Consider the following 19103-nt stretch of genomic DNA (forward strand, 5'->3'; position numbering starts at 1 on the left):
ACTGCATCCGAGCCATGAATGGACAAGGAGGTGAGCATGAATCTCGATAGGAGCCGTTCCCTGCAGGGTACCGACAGGTTGGCGCGTGGAATTGGTTGGCTGGGCATCGGTATGGGTCTTTTCCAACTGCTTGCGCCCCGTAGCGTGACCCAGTCGCTGGGTGTCGAAGGATCGGAGGCGCTGGTGCGTTCCTGCGGGGTCCGAGGTGTGGTGACCGGTATCGGTGCGCTGACCGAGGATCCCAAGCCGGCACTCTGGGCGAAGGCAGCCGGGGATATCCTCGATCTGGCAGCGTTGAGCTTCCTGCTCACCGACCGAGACCATCCCAAGCAGGGCAGCGTGAAACTGGCCATGGGCATGGTCGGCGCGTCGGCCGCGACCACCCTCTACTGTGTGCAGGCGCAGGCCCAGCGGCATGTCTACCAGGGCGGTCGCACCCCCGATTACAGCGGCCGCAGCGGCTTCCCCCAAGGCGTGGCCAAGGCCCGCGGTGCGGCCGCTGGAAGCGGTAGCGCGCGCCCCGCGGCGCTGCCCTCACCGGCCCGCTCGCCCGGCCCGCGCATGCAGGACACTTCACCGCGTCACGTCGATACCAGTGGCTACAGGAAAGGCAGCGACTTCGATTATTGACAGTCGCTGCGCCGATATCCACATGCCGAGCCTCGTGAGGCTCGGCTTTTTTTGTGGTTTCATCGTAGCCGTGGTCATAGGGCCCGCGGCAGTGCCAGAATGAAGGCTTCAGGAGGAAGCCCATGACGCAGATGCACTGGCAGCAATTGCTCGACCCTTCGCGGCTGCACGGAAAGCCCACCAGCGGCCGTGACGAGATCGGCCGCAGCCCGTTCCACAAGGATCATGATCGCATCGTCTTCTCCGGCTCGTTCCGGCGACTGGGGCGCAAGACCCAGGTTCATCCGCTGACCGACAACGACCATATTCACACCCGCCTGACCCACTCCCTGGAGGTGGGTTGCGTGGGCCGTAGCCTGGGCATGATCGTCGGCGAGCTGCTGCGTGAACGGCTGCCGAGCTGGATTACCCCCGCCGACCTCGGCGTGATCGTCCAGGCCGCCTGTCTGGGCCACGACATCGGCAACCCGCCCTTTGGCCATGCCGGCGAATACGCCATCCGCGACTGGTTCAAGCGCGCCGAGCGCGATGGCAGCGGGCTACTCGAGGGATTGAGCGAACATGAACGAGCCGACCTGCTGACCTACGAGGGCAATGCCCAGGGCTTTCGCATCGTCACCCAGATCGAATACAACCAGTTTCGCGGCGGCATGCGCCTCACCGCGGCCACTCTGGGCACGCTGCTGAAGTATCCCTGGACCGTGGAGCACGGCGGCAGTGCCGGCAAGTTCGGTTGCTACCAGTCGGAGCGGTCGCTGCTCGAAGACGTGACCCGCAGCCTGGGGCTGCTGCCGCGCGGCGAGGGGCTCTGGTGCCGGCACCCGTTGGCCTGGCTGGTGGAGGCTGCCGACGACATCTGCTATGCCCTGCTGGATCTCGAGGACGGCCTGGAGATGGGTATCCTGCGTTTCGACGAGGTGGCCGAGGTATTGTTGCTGATCGCCGGCGACGCGCCGCCGGATTATCCGCATATGGTCCGCGACGGCGTCTCGCAGCGGCGGCGCATCGCTGCCCTGCGCGGCGCCGCCATGGAGCGGGCGGTCAACGACGTGGGCGCCGTGTTCGTCGAGCACGAGACGGCGCTGCTCAATGGCACACTTTCCAGCGACCTGCTCGAGCTCTGCCACCCCGATCTGGGCTGGGGCGTGGCGGCGGCCAAGCAGCTCGCCCGCGAGCGCATCTTCCAGAACGAGCGCAAGGCCAAGCTGGAGATCGGCGCCTACACCACCCTTGGCATCCTGCTCGAAGCCTTCATCGGTGCCGCCCACGAATTGCACTTCACCGGCCAATCTAGCTTCAAGCATCAGCGGGTGCTGGCGTTGATCGGTGAGAATACGCCGCGCCCCTCCTGGACGCTCTACGACAGCTATCGGCGCATGCTCGACTTCATCGGCGGCATGACCGACCACTACGCGGTGGACCTGGCCCAGGAGATGGGCGGTCGCCTCAGGGGGGACTGAGTGGATGAGGAGGTGGCAGCGAGGGCTCTGGACCACTCGCTTGCGCATTACCACCTATGATTGAGCCGGCCTCATATCGAGGGCTCTCCCAGCGCCGGGTTCCGGTCCAGCTCCGCGGCCCGCTCGATCAGAACCGCGATGACCCTGTCGTGCAGCGCCGTGTCGAGCTCGCCGAGACGGCGTTCGCTGAGCTGCTCACTAAGCGAGTCGCCGCTGACGACCATCAAGCCATCCGGCGTGCCGGCGCAGGTAATGTCCCAGCCGGGCAGGGCGAGCACGCCAAGTACCGGTACCGGTTGGCCGCAGCGTTGTTCGAGCCACTTGGCGAGCCAGCGTGAGGCGCGCAGCGTCTTGACCAGCGGACGATGCTCGCTCCAGCCGGGGAAACGCAGCCGCTTCGGTTCGACCGTGACCAGGTTGATCTCGCGCCCGTCGGCGGTGAATGGGCGAGTGCGAGCGCGTGTATCGACCGCGAAGACGCCATGGGGTGTAACGGCCACATGGTCGATGATGTCGCTGTCGGTCGGCACGTCGTGAAAGACGAAATAAGGGTGGGCCTCGGGACGCACCAGGCGCTCCAGCTCCTGCCCCACGGCCAGTTCGCAGGCCAGCCCCAGCTTGATGCGTCGGATATGCTGGAAATCGCGAATCAGCAGGAAACAATACACCAGCACCAGTACGGTGCTCAGTGCACCGTAGAGTGCCCATTCGAGCCAGTTCTGGCGGCTGGTGAATAGCATGCGACCCATGCCATACACTAGGGGTGCCAGGGTCACGATGGGGCCCAGTGCGCCGTTGAGAAACAGCGTGGCGAAAGCGCGGTCGAGCCGGTCGCGCAGGGCTTGGCCGGGCTCGCGCAACTGGCGGGCATTGAAAGGCGAGCGGACACGGGCATCATGCAGGTTGCGCAAGGCGATGACGATCATGGCCATGGCCCCGAGGGGGAACAGGAAGATGAGAGGCAACAGGTATTCCAGCCAGGCCATCGGGGTTCGTCCTTGCCGGTGAACGTCACATAAGCATTACATTCTAGACAACCTGAGGTACGCAGGGCCATGTTCAGTACTAGCATTGTCCGAAAATTGTCTGCGCTCGGTCATACGGCGTTAAAAATCAGCTCAAAGTATTCATTTACACCCGTAAACTCCATCTTTTCGCTGATTTTTGCCTTGTCTGACCTTCGCTCGCCGTCTTTTCAGACTATGCCTAGGGCAATGCGCTGCATCATGACGGATAGACGATGAACGATACACGACAGCCCGCCGTGACAGAAGCCACCGAACGCCTGCGGGAGTTCATGGCCTGCCATCCACGCCTGGCCGTGCTTACCGGTGCCGGGGTCAGCACCGATAGCGGCATTCCCGACTATCGGGATGCTTCAGGGGCCTGGAAGTGCGCCCCGCCCATGCAGCACCGGCTGTTCATGACCAGCCATGCCGCGCGGCAGCGCTACTGGGCACGAGCGTTGGTAGGGTTTCGCACGCTGCACCGGGCCCGCCCGAGTGGCGCTCACCGGGCCCTGGCCCGGCTGGAGGAGGCGGGGAGCGTTCACGGCCTCATTACCCAGAACGTCGACGGGTTGCACCAGAAGGCCGGTTCGCTGCGAGTCATCGATCTGCATGGCCGCGCCGAGCAAGTGCGCTGCATGAGCTGTGGTGCCCTGCGCATGCGCCATGACCTGCATGCGGAACTGGCCGAGCGCAATCCCCGCTGGGGGGAAATGAAGGCCGAGGTGCGGCCGGACGGAGATGCTGATATCGAAACGGACTTCTCTGCCTTTGAAGTGCCCAGCTGCCGACGCTGCCGCCAGGGGATATGGAAGCCCGACGTGGTGTTCTTTGGTGACAGCGTGCCTTCCGAGCGGGTGGCGCGGGCCCGTGCCATGGTCGACGAGGCCGCGGCCCTGCTGGTGGTGGGGTCGTCGCTGATGGTCTATTCCGGTTATCGCTTCGCACGCCAGGCCCATGCCAGCGGCAAGCCGATCGCCTGTCTCAATCTGGGACGCACCCGCGCCGATGGCCTCTACTCGCTCAAGCTCGAGGCACCGGTGGGGGCCGTTCTTTCGGGGGTGGCCGCCACCCTTATGGGCGGGGATCGAGCGGCAGGCTGACCGGCCCCCCTCCGCTACCTGATATGGCAACTGGCTCGGCGGTCACGTGGGTCAGGTTGCCCTGCTGGCGTAGCTCGGCCGATAGCTGCGGCGAGTGGGCCGCCTCCAGGGTGCGGCGGTCGAAGCGCAATGCGATCGGCCAGGGTCCGCTTCCGCTTTGAGTGGCACGGGTTTCCGCCAGGGTTCCCCCGGCATCCCGCAATTGCACCCGGAGTTCGGCATCCTCACTCACCTCCAGCCCGCCTGGGGGAGTCACCCGAACGTTGAGCTCGGCAAAATCGGGCGTGCCGGCACAGCCGGCCAGCACCACCAAGGCTAAGGCCCCGAGAAGCCACCGGCCTGGAAAGGTTTGCATTGCCGTACGTGATGAAGACATGACGTTCCCTCGTTCAGCCGCCCGCGAGCTTGACGGTATAGCCCAGGCGCTCGAGCTCTGCCTTGAGCAGTTCGCGATGGTCACCCTGGATCTCGATGACCCCGTCGTTGGTCGAGCCACCGGTACCGCAGCGCTTCTTGAGCGTCTTGGCCAGCGCCTTGAGCTCGGCCCCTGGTAGTGGCAGCCCGGTGATGGTAGTGACTCCCTTGCCCTTGCGGCCACTCGTCTCGCGTCGAATGCGTACGACGCCGTCGAGAGTGGCGATGCGCTCCTGCTCGGCCAGCTCGGCGCAACGGCAGTCGTCCCGCGGCTGTCGGCAGTTGGGGCAGATATCGCCATGTTCGGTGGAATAGACCAGGCCGCGCAGTTGGTCCTGCAGTGAGGCCATGAAAGCTCCTGACGTCAGGAAAAGCGAAGTGTGATGATAACGCCCAGTTGGGCTCGTGCCTATGTGCCTTCCCCCAAGGGGAGGCTGCATGAGTCGAAACGGAAAAACGGAGGAGAATCGAGAAAGGGTGGCACTGGGCTCAGCGAGCGTGGGCGACCTGCCGGTCATCCATGGCCCTGGCGTGCGCCAGGTTCTCGATCACCGTGGGCAGCTGGTACATGCTGCTGATCATGATCGCCCCTTCGGGAGTCTCCTCGGCATCGGGATAACGGTTGAGGTGGATCACCGTCATGCCGGCATCGAGTGCGGCCCTCACGCCCACCAAGGCGTCGTCGATGGCAATGCAATCCTCGGCATCGAAGCCCATCAGGTTGGCAGCATGCAGGTAGAGGCGCGGGTCGGGTTTCCAGCACTTGGCGGTATAGCCACTGTAGAGATGAGTGCCGAAGAAATCGGCGAAGCCGATAGCCTTCAATGAAGTGACGATCTTGTTCTCGGGGCCATTGGAAACCACGCCGCACGGATAGTTGGCCAGGGCCAGGAGGGCTTCGCGGGCTCCCGTGATCGCCGTCAGCTCGGTCTCGAGTCGCCGATTCAGGTTGCTGCGCATGGTGGTTTCGGTTTCGGCCAGGTGCAGCGGGTCGACGCTGCCGTAGCGATCCTCGAGCACCGCCACGATATTGCGAAAGCGGCTGCCGCGGAATTCACCGATGTAGTCACTGGCCTGGAAGGGTAACCCCAGCCGGGTCAGGCTGGCGGCCATTTCGGCGGCCAGCAGAGGCTCGCTGTCGACCAGCGTGCCGTCACAATCGAAAAGTAGGCATAGGGGGCGAATCATACCGATATTCCTTCGCAGTCCTGTGACTGTCGAGCACCGTTACCTCTTGTATCGGCATGCGGGCCGTGAAGTTTAGGCTGCCGCATGTTTGCGAACGCTGTTTCCTAAGTATTGCCCATCATGTCGAACTCTGCAACGAGGTCGAGAGAAAACCTCCGAGAAAGGTGGAGGGTGTCCTGCCTAGAACAGACCCATGTGCCAGAAGTCACCACCTTTCAGCCACTATCCGGCATCGACTTGGCATGCCTTGATGGTTCTCAATTTATTGTTTAGGAAGAGTTTTTTGTCATTTCTGGCTTGTTGGCCCGACTGCTGCAATCTTCAAGGCGAGTACGACGTGCCGGTCGAGGTCATAGCGCCAAGCCATATTCGCTCCTCACCGGCATGACATCGAAGCCTCGGCTTCAAGGAAACTCACGTTCAACTCCTTTGGAGGTGCGAACATGATGTCCAAGGAATTTCTCAAGAAACTCGGCATCGTCGGTATTACTTTTGGCCTGACCGCCAGTCCGCTGGTCCTTGCCGATTTCCATGACGAAGAGGACGAGCAGGGTGCCGTACCTCAGGAAACGGTTCCGGGTGAAGCCGGTGGCTCAATGGGTACCGATGATACAGGCGCAGGTGCAGGTGCAGACACCGGTATCGAAGCCGGCGCCGAAACGGGTGATAGCGGCCTGGGTACCGACGCCGACACCAGCACCGATGCCAATACGGATATGAGCACCGGAACGGGTACGGATGCCGGCGGTGCCATGGGTACCGATGATACGGGTACCAGTGCAGGTGTGGGTGCCGATACCGGTGTGGAAGCCGGTGCCGAAACGGGTGATAGCGGCCTGGGTACCGACGCAGATACCAACACCGATGTAAGCACTGACGAGTGGGAAGAAGAGAACGAAGAGGAAGAGTGGGAAGAGGATCAGGATGACGACCAGGATTGGTAAGGTCTGACACCCAAGGAGGGGTAGTCGCTATCACGGATGATGGCGACGTCACCTAAAGGTTGATGAAGATCAACCGCCTCGGAACCGCCCCCGGCCATGCCGGGGGCGGGTCTTTTTGTGTGGTCGGGTTTATGGCCTGAGGACAGAGCGAGGCGTTCATTCCATGCGCATGTGCCATTTTTCTCCAATGCAACGCGGCGCGAGTCGTGTCCAAGAGGTCGGTGTATTGTTCCATATCCACTTGTAAAAAAAGAATTTTTTGTTTCTTGTGGCAAGGGTGGTCTGCATTTCGCTTTCTCCAGGGGGCGTCGGAATCCCCTGCGGTTTCGGTCATACATTCAGGAAGCAAGTTCAAACTTCGCTGGAGGTACGAACATGATGTCCAACGAATTCCTCAAGAAGCTCGGTGTCCTCGGTATTGCCTTTGGTCTGACCGCCAGCCCGCTGGCCCTGGCAGATTTCCATGACGAGGAAGAGGATCAGGAAACCTATCCGGAAGAGACCGCTCCGGATACCAACGGCAACGCTCAGAGCGATGCTGACTTCGATTCCGTCGAGTACGAGAACGAAGAGGAAGAGTGGGAAACCGACGAATGGGAAGAGGAGAACGAAGAGGAAGAGTGGGAAACTGACGAGTGGGAAGAAGAGAATGAAGAGGAAGAGTGGGAAGAGGAAGGTGACGCCGACCAGGATTGGTAATGGCCGTGGCTCACTGACCCACCCACGATCGATCGCCCCCGGCCCCGCCGGGGGCGATCTCTTTTGTCTAGGTGTCCGTCGGTTCGGCCTGCTTCGGTGAAGCCTCTTCGATGGTCTTGCCCTCGGGTGAGAGCAGGTACCAGTGCCCGCCCATGTGTTCGAGGCCCTGGCCAAGAGCATCGCCGGGGTAGACGTCACGAGCGAAGTAGTAGAGCGGCCAGCCGTTGTAGGTGACCTGCTGTGTGCCGTCCTCTCTTTCGATCACGCCCAAGCGCTCTTCGTCGACCTGTTCGCCGCCAGCCGGCGGTTCTTCGGTGGTATAGGGCGGCCAGGCAATGGCGCAGCTTTCATCGCAGGTGCTGTAGTCGCCGCCCTGCTCATCCTGCGTAAAGATGTAGAGGCTCTTGCCATCCTGGTTGGTCAGGTAGCTGCCGAAGGCCTCCTCTTCGCGGGTCTCGACGCGGGCCTGGTCGATTGGATCGGATGTGGCCTCGAGCTGCTGTTCCGATTCCTCGGGGCTCATGCCCTCGACCTTTGCCGGGTCATCGTTCTCGCCGGTCTGTGCGTTTTCCTGTTGGGCCAATACCGGGGCGATGAGGAATATCGCCGCCAGCATGCCGCCTGCCAGCACGCTTGACTTCATGTCGACCTCTCCTTGGTAAGGCGTTGCTTTAACTGTAGGTAGCCCCAAGGCATTGGCGCAAGGTCAGCGCTGGCGGGACAGCCGCCTCGAATTGGCGCTGCTCCGGCGATGATAGGGGGTCATGGTACGCCGGCCGGTGACCCACCAGGGAGCCGTTTGGCCGAAGGCCATCTGGAGCATGGCTTTCTGTATCTCGAAGCCGGTTTCCATGCTGGCCTCGAGCTTCTCGGTCACCATACGCTGGTTTTCCTTGAGCATCCCGGGGCTGGTGGGAGACTGGGTCTGCCATAGGCCATTGCGCATGGCGATGGTACTGAACGAGGTGGACCACAGCTCGAAGGCCATGACGCTCAGTTTCCATATGTCCAGCATGGCGGCAGGCGTATAGGGCATGAGCGGAGAATGTGGGAGGGATGGCATTTATGACTCCTTGTCATTTGACGGTGGTGTTTCCTGTACCTACCCCCCCATCTTAGGCTACTTCATGCTGCGATGCAGCATGAAGTCATGCATCGCTTGCTGTGACAGGTGTTCCACCGCTGCCGGCAGGTCGCGAGCGTGATTAATGGCCGTGACACCGGCGGGTGTCGCTTCCAGCTCGGGGAACCGGTTGAGGTGGATGACCTGCATGCCGGCAGCCAGGCCGGCGGCGATCCCGACGGCGGCATCGTCGATCACCACGCAGCGCTCCGGCGGATGGCCCATGGCTTCGGCCGCCTTGAGGTAGAGAGCAGGGTCCGGTTTCCAGACGCCCAAGCTGTAAGCGCTGAACAGGTTGTCGCCGAAATGGGGCGCGAAACCGACGCACTCCATGGCGCAGCGAATCTTGCGCTCCGGGCCGTTGGACACCACCGCACGAGGGTGGTCGCGTAGTGCATCCAGTGCTTCGTCCATGCCGGGGATCGGTATGAGCTGCTCGCGCATGCGCGCTTCCATCAATTCTCGCATCGCCGCTTCCATGGCCTGCCGCTGAGCCTCGCCCAGCGCTCGATGACGACGTTCCAACTCGTGCACGATGGTCAGGAAGCGCACGCCACGGAACTCCTCCATGTATTGCGTCGCCGTAAAGGGCAAGCCGTAGCTGGGCAGGACCTCGGCCATGACCTCGGCGAGCAGGATTTCACTGTCGACCAGGGTGCCGTCGGAGTCGAAGAGCAGGCAGAGCGGAGCGGACATGCGAGACCTCTTGAGTAGAGGCGTCACGCCTGCAACGGCGTGACGCGGGGTTAGACGAAATCCGGCACCAGCAGTTCGGGAATCGCCAGGATCAGCTGCGGATAGAGAATCAGCAGCAGGATCACGGCGAGCATGATGGCCAGGTAAAGCATGGTGGTCCCCAGCGCCTTGAGCAGCGGGATGCCGCCGATCTTGGCCGAGATCATCAGGCACAGACCGTAGGGCGGCGTGATCAGGCCGAGCCCCAGGGCCATGACCCCGATCACCCCGAACTGCACCGGATGGATGCCGGCTTGCATCGCCAAGGGCTGGAAGATCGGTGCCATGATCGCCATCGCCGGCAGCGAATCCATGAAGGTGCCGATGACCAGCATCACCGCGGTCATGATCAGCAGAAGCACGACCGGGTCGGAAATATTGACCCCGGCCATCAGCTTGGGCGGGATCTGGTAGAAGCTGATCAGGTAGCCGAAGATCGCCGCCCCCACCAGGCTGAACAGCGACAGCGAGCACAGCCGCACGGTGGCGGTGGAAGCGTCGAGGACGTCGCGGAACCTGAGCTCGCGATAGACGATGAAGCTCAGCGCCAATGCATAGAGTACCGCGATCATGGCCGCTTCGGTGGGCGTGACGATGCCGAGCGTGATGCCGCCGATGATCACCACCGGGATACCTGCCGCCATCATGCCGTCCTTGCCCGAACGCAGCAGTTCTCTGAACGAAGCGCGTGGGCGCACTGGCACCTGGTAGCGGCGCACATAGCCCAGGTTCACGGCGAGCTGGGCCACGCCGATCATGATCCCCGGCAGGATGCCGCCGAGGAACAGCCCGGCGATCGAGGTATTGGTCAAGGCGCCCCAGACGATCATGTTGATCGAGGGCGGAATGATGATGCCCATCACCGACGAGGCGGCGGTGACCGCCACGGCGAAGTGTGCCGGATAGCCCTCGCGTTTCATGGCCGGTATCAGCACCGTACCCACCCCGGCGCTGTCGGCGGTGGAGGAGCCGGACACCCCGGCGAAGAGCATGCTTACCATTACATTGACATGGGCCAGCGCGCCCTTGAAATGACCAACCAGCAGCATGCACAGCGTGATCAGCCGGTCGGTGATGCGCGCCGCGTTCATCAGGTTGCCGGCCAGCAGGAACAGCGGCACCGCCAGCAACACGAACGAATCCATGCCGTTGTACATGCGCTGGAACATTACCCAGAAGGTCAGGCGGGGGTCGAGTACGATGATGCCGGAGGCGGTGAGGATCAGCGCCATGGCGATCGGCACGCCGGCCACGATGAGCACCCCCAGCAGGCCGAACAGCAGCCAGGGCAAGAAGAATATCCACTCCATGGGCAGCATCAGCGGTCGCCTCCATGCCGGTTGGGATCGAGAGAAGGGAGGCCGTGCTTGACGTTCAACGGCGTGTTGCCCGATTCGCTGACATCAATGGCGTCGAGGTCGCTCGGTGTGTTCAGGCTTCTCTCCATGGCGTCCATGCCATACAGCGCGGCATGTAGCAGCCGTTGCAGGCTGAACAGCACCATGAACACCCCGCTGACGGCGAAGACCGAATAGACGTAGACCATCGACAGCCCCGAGGCGGTGGCGTTGCGGCGCAGCCCGGACAGCCCGAAGTCCTTGCCGTAGACGACGAAGAGAATGCCGAGCAGCAGGCAGGCCAGGTCGCGAACCACGCGGGTGGCCAGGTCGGCCCGCGTGCCGCGGGGAAAGGCTTCGAGCACGAAATGGTCGGCGTGCAGGACGCCGACGGCGGCTCCCAGCATGACCATCCACTGGAAGGCGAAGCGACTGAACTCCTCGGTCCAGTAGAGACGCGGCATGAAGGGCAGGTTGCGGCTCAGCACCTGGTAGGTGATGAACAGGATGAAGCCGAATACCAGCGCCAGCAGCAACACTTGCAGCAGACGCTCGATGCCGCGATTGAGCCATGCCAGGCCTTGAAGCAAACGGGACATGACGATTTCCTGTGGGTCGGGAGAGGGGCGCCCGGCATTGCCGGGCGCGTATGCTCACTCGGCGTCGACGATCATGCGGTGCAGATCGGCAAGGCCCATTTCCTCGATCACGCTCTGCAACGGCTCCTCCACCACTGCCTGCATGCGCTCGCGATCGAGCTCGTGCAGGGTGGCGCCCTCTGCGGCCAGCAGGTCGAGCGCCTCGGCGTCCTGCTCGAGCTGAACTTCGCGGGCGTAGCTCGCCGACTCCTCGGCGGCTTCCTGGACCATCTGCTGCTGCTCCTCGGATAGGCGGTCCCAGCTCATCTGCGACATGGTCAGCAGGCGCACGGTGATGTCGTGCTCGGAGAGCCCGATGTGCGGCGCGACCTCATGGAAGCGCATGCGATGAATCCACTCGGCCTCGTTGAGCAGGCCGTCGATGGCACCTACCTGCAGGCCGGTATAGATCTCCTCCCACTCCATCACCGTGGGATCGGCGCCCAATGCCTCCCAGGCGGTGATAAGCGGCTTGGTGGGATTGGTGCGCAGCTTCAAGCCTTCGAGGTCCTCGAGGCTTTCCAGTGGCTCGGTGCTGACGATCTGACGCTTGCCGCCGCCGTAGAAGGCGAGAATGCGTACATCGGTCTCTGCGCTGATACGATCGGCGATCTCCCGGCCCACGTCGCCGTCGAGCACCTCCTGCCAGTGCTCTTCGTCGCGATAGAGAAAGGGGATCGAGAACACGTTGGCGGTGGAGGAGAAGTCGGTAATCAACCCAGGGTTGATGATCGAGAGGTCGAGCGCCCCGGCCATCTGCTGCTCGAACATCTCGGTCTCGTGTCCGAGCACGGAGTTGCCCAGGATCTCGACGCCGATCTCGCCGTCGCTCTTCTCGTCGAGCAGCTCCTTGAAGCGGGTCGCGCCCAGGTGGTAGGCGGTGTCTTCGGTGCCGCCGTGGCCGAAGCGCAGCTCCGCGGCTTGCGTCGTGCTGGCCAAGCCCAGGGTGGCGGCCAGCGTGGCGCCGGCGAGCAGTCCGGCTACGGTGGGGCGAAGAGCGGTTTTTGGATCGATCCAGCTGAGAGTCATAAAAATACCTCTTGTTATGTCGAAGCCACATGAGTGATGTGGATGGCTGGCGTTCGCGGCAGTTGCCGCTTTCAGGGAGTTGGGGCGAGTGACCGGTCGCGGGCCAGCGCGGCGCCGCAGGACTCGCGCACCCTGAGCTGGGGGGCGAGTACGACTTGCTCGCGCGCCCCGTCGGGGTTCTGGATACGCCGCAGGGCCAGGCGGGCCGCCTCCCGGCCGACGGCGTAGGGATGGGTGGCGATACTGGTCAGCGCCGGGGCGCTCAGCGCCGCCTCTTCGACGTCATCAGTGCCGATCACCGCGCAGTCCACCCCCGGGGTGAGCCCGTGGCGCTGCAGGCCGAGCATGGCGCCGAATGCGACCAGGTCGTTGTGGCACACCACGGCGGTAGGGGCGGGCGATTCCCCAAGCAGCAGTTGAATGGCCTCGAAGCCGTCGCGACGGGTCACCGTCGAGCGCAGCAGGCGCTGATAGCCGAGGCCATGGTGAGCAATGGCTTCGCGATAGCCCTGCCAGCGTTCGCGAGTCGCCGAGTGCTCGGTATGCCCGCCGATGAAGGCGATACGCTCATGGCCGTGCGCAACCAGATGGTCGATGGCCAGATTCACCCCTCGGCGGAAATCCGTGCCGGCATAATCGTAGGGCGGCGTGCCGATATGGCGCAGTACCTGCACACAGGGCAGCTTCCACGCTTCCAGCGTCGCGACCAGGGCGGGGTCGGTGCCTTCCGCCGGGCACAGCAGGATGCCGTCGACGCGATGCTCGCGCATGCGCTCCAGGAAACGCTGTTGGCGTTCGGGGGAGTCCTCGCTGTTGGCCAGGAAGGAGACATAGCCCTCGCGGTTCAGGGCGGCATCGATCCCCGCCACCATGGCGCCGAAGAAGGGGTTGGCGATGTCATAGACCACCACGCCCAGGGTCGAGGTGCGGGTGGCCCGCAGGGCGGCGGCACCTCGGTTGTAGACGTAACCGAGCGTCTTGATCGAGCGGCGGACCTGCTCGCGGGTGCGCTTGGCGACCAGTGGGCTCTCGCGCAGCACCAGCGAGACCGTCGAACGCGAGACGCCCGCGTGGGCGGCGATATCCTGCAGCGTCACGGTGCCGGAAGGCTGGCTTTTCCTGTGTGTCTTGCGAGGCTCGTCGGTCATTGCATGAACGTCTCGGTGGATTGTCTTTTGGATTGATCCAAAACTAGTGGAGCCGAGTTACATGGCCAAGGCTGCTTTAGTCGTAGGATCTTGGCCGATAGCTCAGTTGCGTTGCTGCCAGGCGGCCTCGTTGACCAGGCTGATCGGTCGCTTGCCATCGAGCGCGAGCATGATGTTGTCCACTGCGCGCTGGGCCATGGCGTCGCGGGTCTCGTGGGTGGCCGAACCGATGTGGGGCAGCGCCACCACGTTGGCCATGTGCGGCAGCGGCGACTCCGGCGAGAGCGGTTCCTGCTCGAACACGTCGAGCCCGGCGGCGTGGATTTCGCCGTTCTCCAGCGCACCGATCAGCGCCGCCTCGTCGACCACCTTGCCGCGGGCGATGTTGACGAAGATCGCCGAGCGCTTCATCAGGCCGAATTCGCGCCTGCCGATCAGGTGGGTTGTCTCGGCCGACAGCGGCACGGTTACGCAGACGAAATCGCTCTGGGTCAGCAGCTCGTCCAGCTCGCAGCGCGTGGCGCCCAGCTCCCGCTCCAGTTCGGGCTTGGGCGAGGCGTTGGAATAAAGCACCTGCATGCCGAAGCCCAGCGCGCCGCGGCGGGCTACGGCGGCGCCGATACGACCCAGGCCGATCATGCCGAGCGTCTTGCCGTGCACGTCGCTGCCGAACTGCGCCTCGCCGATACTCTCCCGCCAGTCGCCGCGCTTGACGAACTCGGCCAGCTCCACCGCGCGCCTGGCCGTTGCCATGATCAGCAGGAAGCCGGTGTCGGCGGTGGTCTCGGTGAGCACGTCGGGGGTGTTGCATAGCAGGATGCCGCGCCGGGTCAGCGCCTCGACAGGGTAGTTGTCGTAGCCCACCGAGATGCTGGCGATGGCCTCGAGGTGCGGGGCCTGGTCGAGCAGCTCGGGCGTGATGAGAAGGCTCGAGCCGACGATGCCGTGGGCCTGGCCTAATGCTTGGCGAAAAGCGGGGTCGTCGGTGTCCTTCAAGGCTTCGAAATAATCGACGTGGAAGCGCTGCCTGAGCTGGTCGAGGTGCGTCGGCTTGAGGCGGCTATAGGCGACGATGCGTTTTGTCATTGTCTCGCTCCGGTGATGGCGGGTCGGTTACGGCAAGTCTGGCAGGTGGCGCTCGAGCTCGGCCAGGCGCGAGCGGTGCGGCAGGCCTTCCATATCGCCCTGTACCTGGACGGCCTCGGCGCCGATCAGGTTGCCGCGGCGCGCGGCGGCCTGGGGTGAGCGGCCGTCGAGCAGGGCACTGACCACACCCACAGCGAAACCGTCGCCGGCGCCCACGGTATCCACCACGTGCGCGACCGGGAAGCCCGGCAGGGTGGCTTCCGCCTCGCGGCCGTCCAGCACGCCGCGGTAGTAGGCGCCCTCCGGTCCGAGCTTGAGGAATACGGCCTGGGCGCCGCGCTCGAGATAGAAATCGGCGATGTCGCGAGGCGTTTCGCGCCCGGTCAGCAGGCGGCCCTCGGCCAGGCCCGGCAGTACCCAGTCGGCCTTCGCCGCCAGCGCGTTGAGCGTCTCGCGCATCTCCGCCTCGCTGGGCCACAGGCTGGGGCGCAGGTTGGGGTCGAAGGAGACGGTTGCGCCATGGGCTCGGGCCCGCTCCAGCATGTGTTCGGTAAGCTCCCGACAACTGGCCGAGAGCGCAGGAGGAATACCGGTGGCGTGGAGGTGGCGGGCAGCGGCGAAGTCCACCTGTGCGGCATCTTCAGGCGAAAGGTGGCTGGCCGCACTGCCGCGGCGAAAGTATTCCACCCTGGGGTCGGCGCCGCCTTCGGCACGTTCCTTGAACACCAGGCCGGTGGCATGGTCGGGGTCATCGTGCAGATAGCAGCAGTCCAGTCCTTCTGCTTCGAGCTTGCGACGCACGTAGGTACCGAAGCCGTCGCTGCCGACGCGACTGAGCCAGCCGACCCGAAAGCCGAGCCGGGCCAGGCCGATGGCGACGTTGGTATCCGCTCCGGCGATGCCGCGTCTGAAGCATTCCACCTCGGCCATGGGGCCGGGAGTCTCGGCCACGAACAGGGCCATGGCTTCGCCAAAGGCGAGCACTTCCGGGAGGAGAGTGTGGGTGTTCATGGAGTCTCCTTGGTGTTGTCTTTGACGTTGTCGAAGTCGGGGCCGGTGCCGGGTAGGCGGGTCGAGCCGCGTGCATTTAGCATCGGTGGAAACTGGATGCAGCATGGTGGCAGCGTAGATCCATTGTCATCGAGGCGTGCCTGCAACTGCTGCACGGCGGCGCGGCCAATGGCCTCGGTGGGCTGCGCCAGGGTGGTGATGCCGGGCGGCACGAGACTGCACCAGTCGAGTTCGTCGATACCCAGCAGGCCGACCTCGCCCAGGCGAATGCCCAGGGCCTGGAGGGCGCGGGTGGCGGCAAGGGTCACGTTGCCGTTGGCGCATAGCACGGCCGCGGGCTGCCCGGCGCGGACGAGGAACGCTTCGATGATCGCCCTCACCGCGGAGCCGTCGAGGGCCGGGTCGTGGCGTTCCCCGTGGAGTGCCGGCTCCTCGGACAGGCGCTGCTCGAAACGCTGCCATCGCTGCTGGCGCGGGCTGGTCAGGCCCACTGGTTGGCTGAGAAACAGCAGATGACGATAACCCTGCGCTCTCAGGTGATCGATGGCCATGTCGATGGCCAGGGCGTTGTCGAGCCCGACCCTGTCCGCCTCGAGTTCCTCCAGCCAGCGGTCGAGCAGGACCAGCGGCATGCCTTGCCCGGCCAGCTCCTGCAGCTCGTGAGCGGGGCTGCCGGCGGCATTGATCACCAGCCCCTCCACCCGATAGGAGGCGAGCAGGGCCAGGTGGGTTCGCTCCTGGGCGGGGTCGTTGTCGGTGTTGGCTACCAGTAGCGAAAAGCCGCGCTCGCGACAGGCCTGTTCGACTCCGTGCATCACCGCGACCGAGTAGGGATTGCGGATGTCCGCCACCAGCATGCCGAGCAGCCGCGAACGGCCGCCCTTGAGGCCTCGGGCCATCTGGTTGGGACGATAGCCGAGCTTGTTGGCGGCTTCGCCGATACGGCGCCGCAGTGCCGGCGAGAGCCGCTCGCGCTCGCCGCTGAAATAACGCGACACGCTGGTCTTGGAGGCGTCGGCTTCGCGCGCCACCTCGAGGATCGTGGCATGTCGTGAGGGTCGAGCTGGCATGGTGTCTCTCTGAATGGGAACGTTCCCATCCTAGGTTGCGCGAAGCGTCAGGGCAAGTTCGAGAGCAAGGGATGACGAGAGAAGGGGAGGAGGCAGGACGTGCTGAAAAGAGAAGGGCGGCCCGAGGCCGCCCTTGCCGACTCAGGGGTGAAGTGCCTACTTCACCTTGGGGTCGAGCTCGCCGCGGGCATAGCGCTCGAACATCGCCTCGAGGCTGATCGGCTTGATGCGGCTGGCGTTGCCGGCGGTGCCGAAGGCTTCGTAGCGGGCGATGCAGATGTCGCGCATCGCGGTCACGGTTTCCTTGAGGAACTTGCGCGGGTCGAACTCGCTTGGATTATGGGCCAGGAAGCGGCGCACCGCCCCGGTGGAGGCCAGGCGCAGGTCGGTGTCGATGTTGACCTTGCGCACGCCGTGCTTGATGCCCTCGACGATCTCCTCGACCGGCACGCCGTAGGTCTCGGGGATCTCGCCGCCGAATTCGTTGATGATGGCGAGCCACTCCTGCGGTACCGAGGAGGAGCCGTGCATCACCAGGTGGGTATCGGGGATGCGGGCGTGGATCTCCTTGATACGCTGGATCGAGAGGGTGTCGCCGGTAGGCGGCTTGGTGAACTTGTAGGCGCCGTGGCTGGTACCGATGGCGATGGCCAGGGCATCGACCTGGGTCGCCTTGACGAACTCGGCGGCCTCTTCCGGGTCGGTGAGCAGCTGGTCGTGGGAGAGCACGCCCTCGGCGCCGATGCCGTCTTCCTCGCCGGCCATGCCGGTTTCCAGGCTGCCCAGGCAGCCCAGCTCGCCCTCTACCGAGACGCCGCAGGCGTGGGCCATCTCGACGGTGCGGCGGGTGACGTCGACGTTGTAGTCGTAGTCCATCGGCGTCTTGCCGTCCTCGCCCAGGGAGCCGTCCATCATCACCGAGGAGAAGCCGAGCTGGATCGAGCGCTGGCATACCGCGGGAGAGGTGCCGTGGTCCTGGTGCATCACCACCGGGATGTGGGGGAACTCCTCCACGGCGGCCAGGATGAGGTGGCGAAGGAAGGGCGCGCCAGCGTACTTCCGCGCACCGGCTGAGGCCTGGACGATGACCGGGGAGTCGGTTGCGTCGGCCGCTTCCATGATGGCGCGCATCTGTTCGAGGTTGTTGACGTTGAAGGCTGGAATGCCATAGCCGCGCTCGGCGGCGTGGTCCAGCATCTGGCGCATGCTGATCAGTGCCATGTACTCACCTGTTCTCTTCTACGGTCTGTCTGGGTGATGGGGTGCCACCCGGCGTGCCGGGTGGCAGGGGGTTGGGTCAGCGTGCGGCGGCATCTTCCAGCGCTTTCACGGCGGGCAGGGTCTTGCCCTCGACGTACTCGAGGAAGGCGCCGCCGCCGGTGGAGATGTAGGAGACCTGCTCCTCGATCCCGTACTTGTCGATGGCGGCCAGGGTGTCGCCGCCGCCAGCGATGGAGAAGCCGTTGCTTTCGGCGATGGCCTGCGACAGTGCCTCGGTGCCCTTGCCGAACTGGTCGATCTCGAACACGCCTACCGGGCCGTTCCACAGGATGGTGCCGGCGTCCTTGAGCAGGCCGGCGAGCCGCCCGGCGGTATCGGGGCCGATGTCGAGGATCATCTCGTCGTCGCCTACCTGGTCGACCGGTTTGACCACCGCCTCGGCCGAGTCGGAGAACTCGGTAGCCACCACCACGTCGGTGGGCAGCGGGATCTCGACCTTGGCCATCAGCGCCTTGGCCTGCTCGACCAGGTCGGCTTCATACAGCGACTTGCCGACATTGTGGCCCGCCGCGGCGATGAAGGTGTTGGCGATGCCGCCGCCGACGATCAGTTGATCGCACTTCTCGGAAAGCGCATTGAGCACCTCGAGCTTGGTCGAGACCTTGGATCCACCGACGATGGCGACCATGGGTCGCCTGGGGGTGGCGAGGGCCTGCTCCAGGGCATCGAGTTCGGCGGCCAGCAGCGGGCCGGCGCAGGCTTGGGGGGCGAAACGGGCCACGCCGTGGGTCGAGGCCTGGGCGCGGTGGGCGGTGCCGAAGGCGTCCATCACGTAGATGTCGCACAGCGCGGCATACTGCTGCGAGAGAGTCTCGTCATCCTTCTTTTCACCAACGTTGAAGCGTACGTTCTCGAGCAGTACCACCTCGCCGTCGGCCAGGTCCTGGGCGGTATCGAGGTAATCCTCGACCAGGCGCACCGGTCGGCCGAGCAGCTCGCCGAGGCGTTCGGCCACCGGCGCCAGCGAGAACTCCTCGGCCGGCTCGCCTTCGGTGGGGCGTCCCAGGTGGCTCATCAGCATCACCTTGGCGCCGGCTTCCGTGGCGGCCTTGATGGTCGGCAGGCTGGCACGCAGGCGGGCGTCGCTGGTCACCTTGCCGTGCTTGACGGGTACATTCAGGTCCTCGCGGATCAGCACACGCTTACCGTGCAGGTCGAGGTCGGTCATCTTGAGCACGTTCATCGGGCGTCTTCCTTCCT

General features: G+C 64.3%; 21 protein-coding genes. 5 read left to right on the top strand and 16 right to left on the bottom strand.

Translation table 11 applies throughout. The features are described from left to right. Window positions 1-36: 36 nt before the first annotated feature. Both ACRWQA_RS01880 and ACRWQA_RS01885 read left to right on the top strand, forming a co-directional pair. Window positions 37-630 carry a hypothetical protein gene (locus tag ACRWQA_RS01880; protein ID WP_434230807.1) on the top strand — a complete coding sequence of 198 codons (594 nt, stop codon included), beginning with the start codon at window positions 37-39 and terminating at the stop codon, window positions 628-630. Between the two features lie 122 nt (window positions 631-752). After that, the gene (locus ACRWQA_RS01885) at window positions 753-2090 is read left to right on the top strand and encodes a deoxyguanosinetriphosphate triphosphohydrolase (RefSeq protein ID WP_434230804.1); all 1338 of its coding nucleotides are present in this window, start codon (window positions 753-755) and stop codon (window positions 2088-2090) included. A 71-nt stretch (window positions 2091-2161) separates the two neighbouring features. Here ACRWQA_RS01885 and ACRWQA_RS01890 read toward each other — a convergent pair whose 3' ends face one another. Then, window positions 2162-3076 carry a nuclease-related domain-containing protein gene (locus ACRWQA_RS01890; RefSeq protein ID WP_263582231.1) on the bottom strand — a complete coding sequence of 305 codons (915 nt, stop codon included), beginning with the start codon at window positions 3074-3076 and terminating at the stop codon, window positions 2162-2164. Window positions 3077-3330: 254 nt separating this feature from the next. Between ACRWQA_RS01890 and ACRWQA_RS01895 the strand changes: the two genes are divergently transcribed. Beyond that, window positions 3331-4200, top strand: a complete 870-nt coding sequence (locus tag ACRWQA_RS01895) for an NAD-dependent protein deacetylase (RefSeq protein WP_434230801.1) — start codon at window positions 3331-3333, stop codon at window positions 4198-4200. Here ACRWQA_RS01895 and ACRWQA_RS01900 read toward each other — a convergent pair. From ACRWQA_RS01900 to ACRWQA_RS01910, 3 genes are all read right to left on the bottom strand, one after another. Then, the gene (locus tag ACRWQA_RS01900; protein WP_434230799.1) at window positions 4172-4576 is read right to left on the bottom strand and encodes a YbaY family lipoprotein; all 405 of its coding nucleotides are present in this window, start codon (window positions 4574-4576) and stop codon (window positions 4172-4174) included. The two genes, ACRWQA_RS01895 and ACRWQA_RS01900, sit on opposite strands and share 29 nt — an antisense overlap. Before the next feature lie 13 nt (window positions 4577-4589). Further along, the gene (locus ACRWQA_RS01905; protein WP_434230796.1) at window positions 4590-4964 is read right to left on the bottom strand and encodes a translation initiation factor Sui1; all 375 of its coding nucleotides are present in this window, start codon (window positions 4962-4964) and stop codon (window positions 4590-4592) included. A gap of 139 nt (window positions 4965-5103) precedes the next feature. Continuing rightward, complete coding sequence (locus ACRWQA_RS01910) at window positions 5104-5802, bottom strand: HAD family hydrolase (RefSeq protein WP_434230794.1); 699 nt, start codon at window positions 5800-5802, stop codon at window positions 5104-5106. 443 nt (window positions 5803-6245) lie between these two features. Here ACRWQA_RS01910 and ACRWQA_RS01915 point away from each other — a divergent pair, with 443 nt between their 5' ends. Continuing rightward, window positions 6246-6746: a hypothetical protein gene (locus tag ACRWQA_RS01915; RefSeq protein ID WP_434230792.1), complete on the top strand. Its 501-nt coding sequence runs from the start codon at window positions 6246-6248 to the stop codon at window positions 6744-6746. Between the two features lie 375 nt (window positions 6747-7121). Then, complete coding sequence (locus tag ACRWQA_RS01920; protein ID WP_434230789.1) at window positions 7122-7445, top strand: hypothetical protein; 324 nt, start codon at window positions 7122-7124, stop codon at window positions 7443-7445. 67 nt (window positions 7446-7512) lie between these two features. On the opposite strand, the gene ACRWQA_RS01925 is transcribed toward ACRWQA_RS01920, so the two are convergent. The 12 genes from ACRWQA_RS01925 to ACRWQA_RS01980 form a co-directional block, all read right to left on the bottom strand. Further along, window positions 7513-8088 (bottom strand): COG4315 family predicted lipoprotein, encoded by a 576-nt coding sequence (locus ACRWQA_RS01925; RefSeq protein WP_434230786.1) that lies wholly within the window; start codon window positions 8086-8088, stop codon window positions 7513-7515. Between the two features lie 63 nt (window positions 8089-8151). Continuing rightward, window positions 8152-8508 (bottom strand): hypothetical protein, encoded by a 357-nt coding sequence (locus ACRWQA_RS01930; RefSeq protein ID WP_263582239.1) that lies wholly within the window; start codon window positions 8506-8508, stop codon window positions 8152-8154. Window positions 8509-8565: 57 nt separating this feature from the next. Beyond that, window positions 8566-9264, bottom strand: a complete 699-nt coding sequence (locus ACRWQA_RS01935) for an HAD family hydrolase (protein ID WP_434230783.1) — start codon at window positions 9262-9264, stop codon at window positions 8566-8568. Window positions 9265-9314: 50 nt separating this feature from the next. Next, the gene (locus ACRWQA_RS01940) at window positions 9315-10622 is read right to left on the bottom strand and encodes a TRAP transporter large permease (RefSeq protein WP_434230780.1); all 1308 of its coding nucleotides are present in this window, start codon (window positions 10620-10622) and stop codon (window positions 9315-9317) included. After that, window positions 10622-11239, bottom strand: a complete 618-nt coding sequence (locus ACRWQA_RS01945; RefSeq protein ID WP_434230778.1) for a TRAP transporter small permease — start codon at window positions 11237-11239, stop codon at window positions 10622-10624. Before ACRWQA_RS01945 ends, ACRWQA_RS01940 begins: the two co-directional genes overlap by 1 nt. 54 nt (window positions 11240-11293) lie before the next feature. Further along, on the bottom strand, window positions 11294-12307 hold the full coding sequence (locus ACRWQA_RS01950; protein WP_434230775.1) for a TRAP transporter substrate-binding protein: 1014 nt from the start codon (window positions 12305-12307) through the stop codon (window positions 11294-11296). A gap of 71 nt (window positions 12308-12378) precedes the next feature. Then, window positions 12379-13455, bottom strand: coding sequence for a LacI family DNA-binding transcriptional regulator (locus ACRWQA_RS01955; RefSeq protein ID WP_434230772.1), 1077 nt, complete (start codon window positions 13453-13455; stop codon window positions 12379-12381). A gap of 102 nt (window positions 13456-13557) precedes the next feature. Then, a complete protein-coding gene (locus ACRWQA_RS01960; protein WP_434230770.1) occupies window positions 13558-14541 on the bottom strand; it encodes a 2-hydroxyacid dehydrogenase in 984 nt (327 codons plus the stop codon). Between the two features lie 27 nt (window positions 14542-14568). Next, window positions 14569-15552 carry a sugar kinase gene (locus ACRWQA_RS01965; RefSeq protein ID WP_434230767.1) on the bottom strand — a complete coding sequence of 328 codons (984 nt, stop codon included), beginning with the start codon at window positions 15550-15552 and terminating at the stop codon, window positions 14569-14571. Next, window positions 15549-16622 carry a LacI family DNA-binding transcriptional regulator gene (locus ACRWQA_RS01970; RefSeq protein ID WP_263582247.1) on the bottom strand — a complete coding sequence of 358 codons (1074 nt, stop codon included), beginning with the start codon at window positions 16620-16622 and terminating at the stop codon, window positions 15549-15551. Before ACRWQA_RS01970 ends, ACRWQA_RS01965 begins: the two co-directional genes overlap by 4 nt. 156 nt (window positions 16623-16778) lie before the next feature. Next, the gene (gene fba, locus ACRWQA_RS01975; RefSeq protein ID WP_263582248.1) at window positions 16779-17843 is read right to left on the bottom strand and encodes a class II fructose-bisphosphate aldolase; all 1065 of its coding nucleotides are present in this window, start codon (window positions 17841-17843) and stop codon (window positions 16779-16781) included. Window positions 17844-17919: 76 nt separating this feature from the next. After that, on the bottom strand, window positions 17920-19086 hold the full coding sequence (locus ACRWQA_RS01980) for a phosphoglycerate kinase (RefSeq protein ID WP_434231072.1): 1167 nt from the start codon (window positions 19084-19086) through the stop codon (window positions 17920-17922). Between the last annotated feature and the right edge of the window lie 17 nt (window positions 19087-19103).

It is taken from the genome of Billgrantia sp. C5P2 (genome assembly GCF_051062895.2).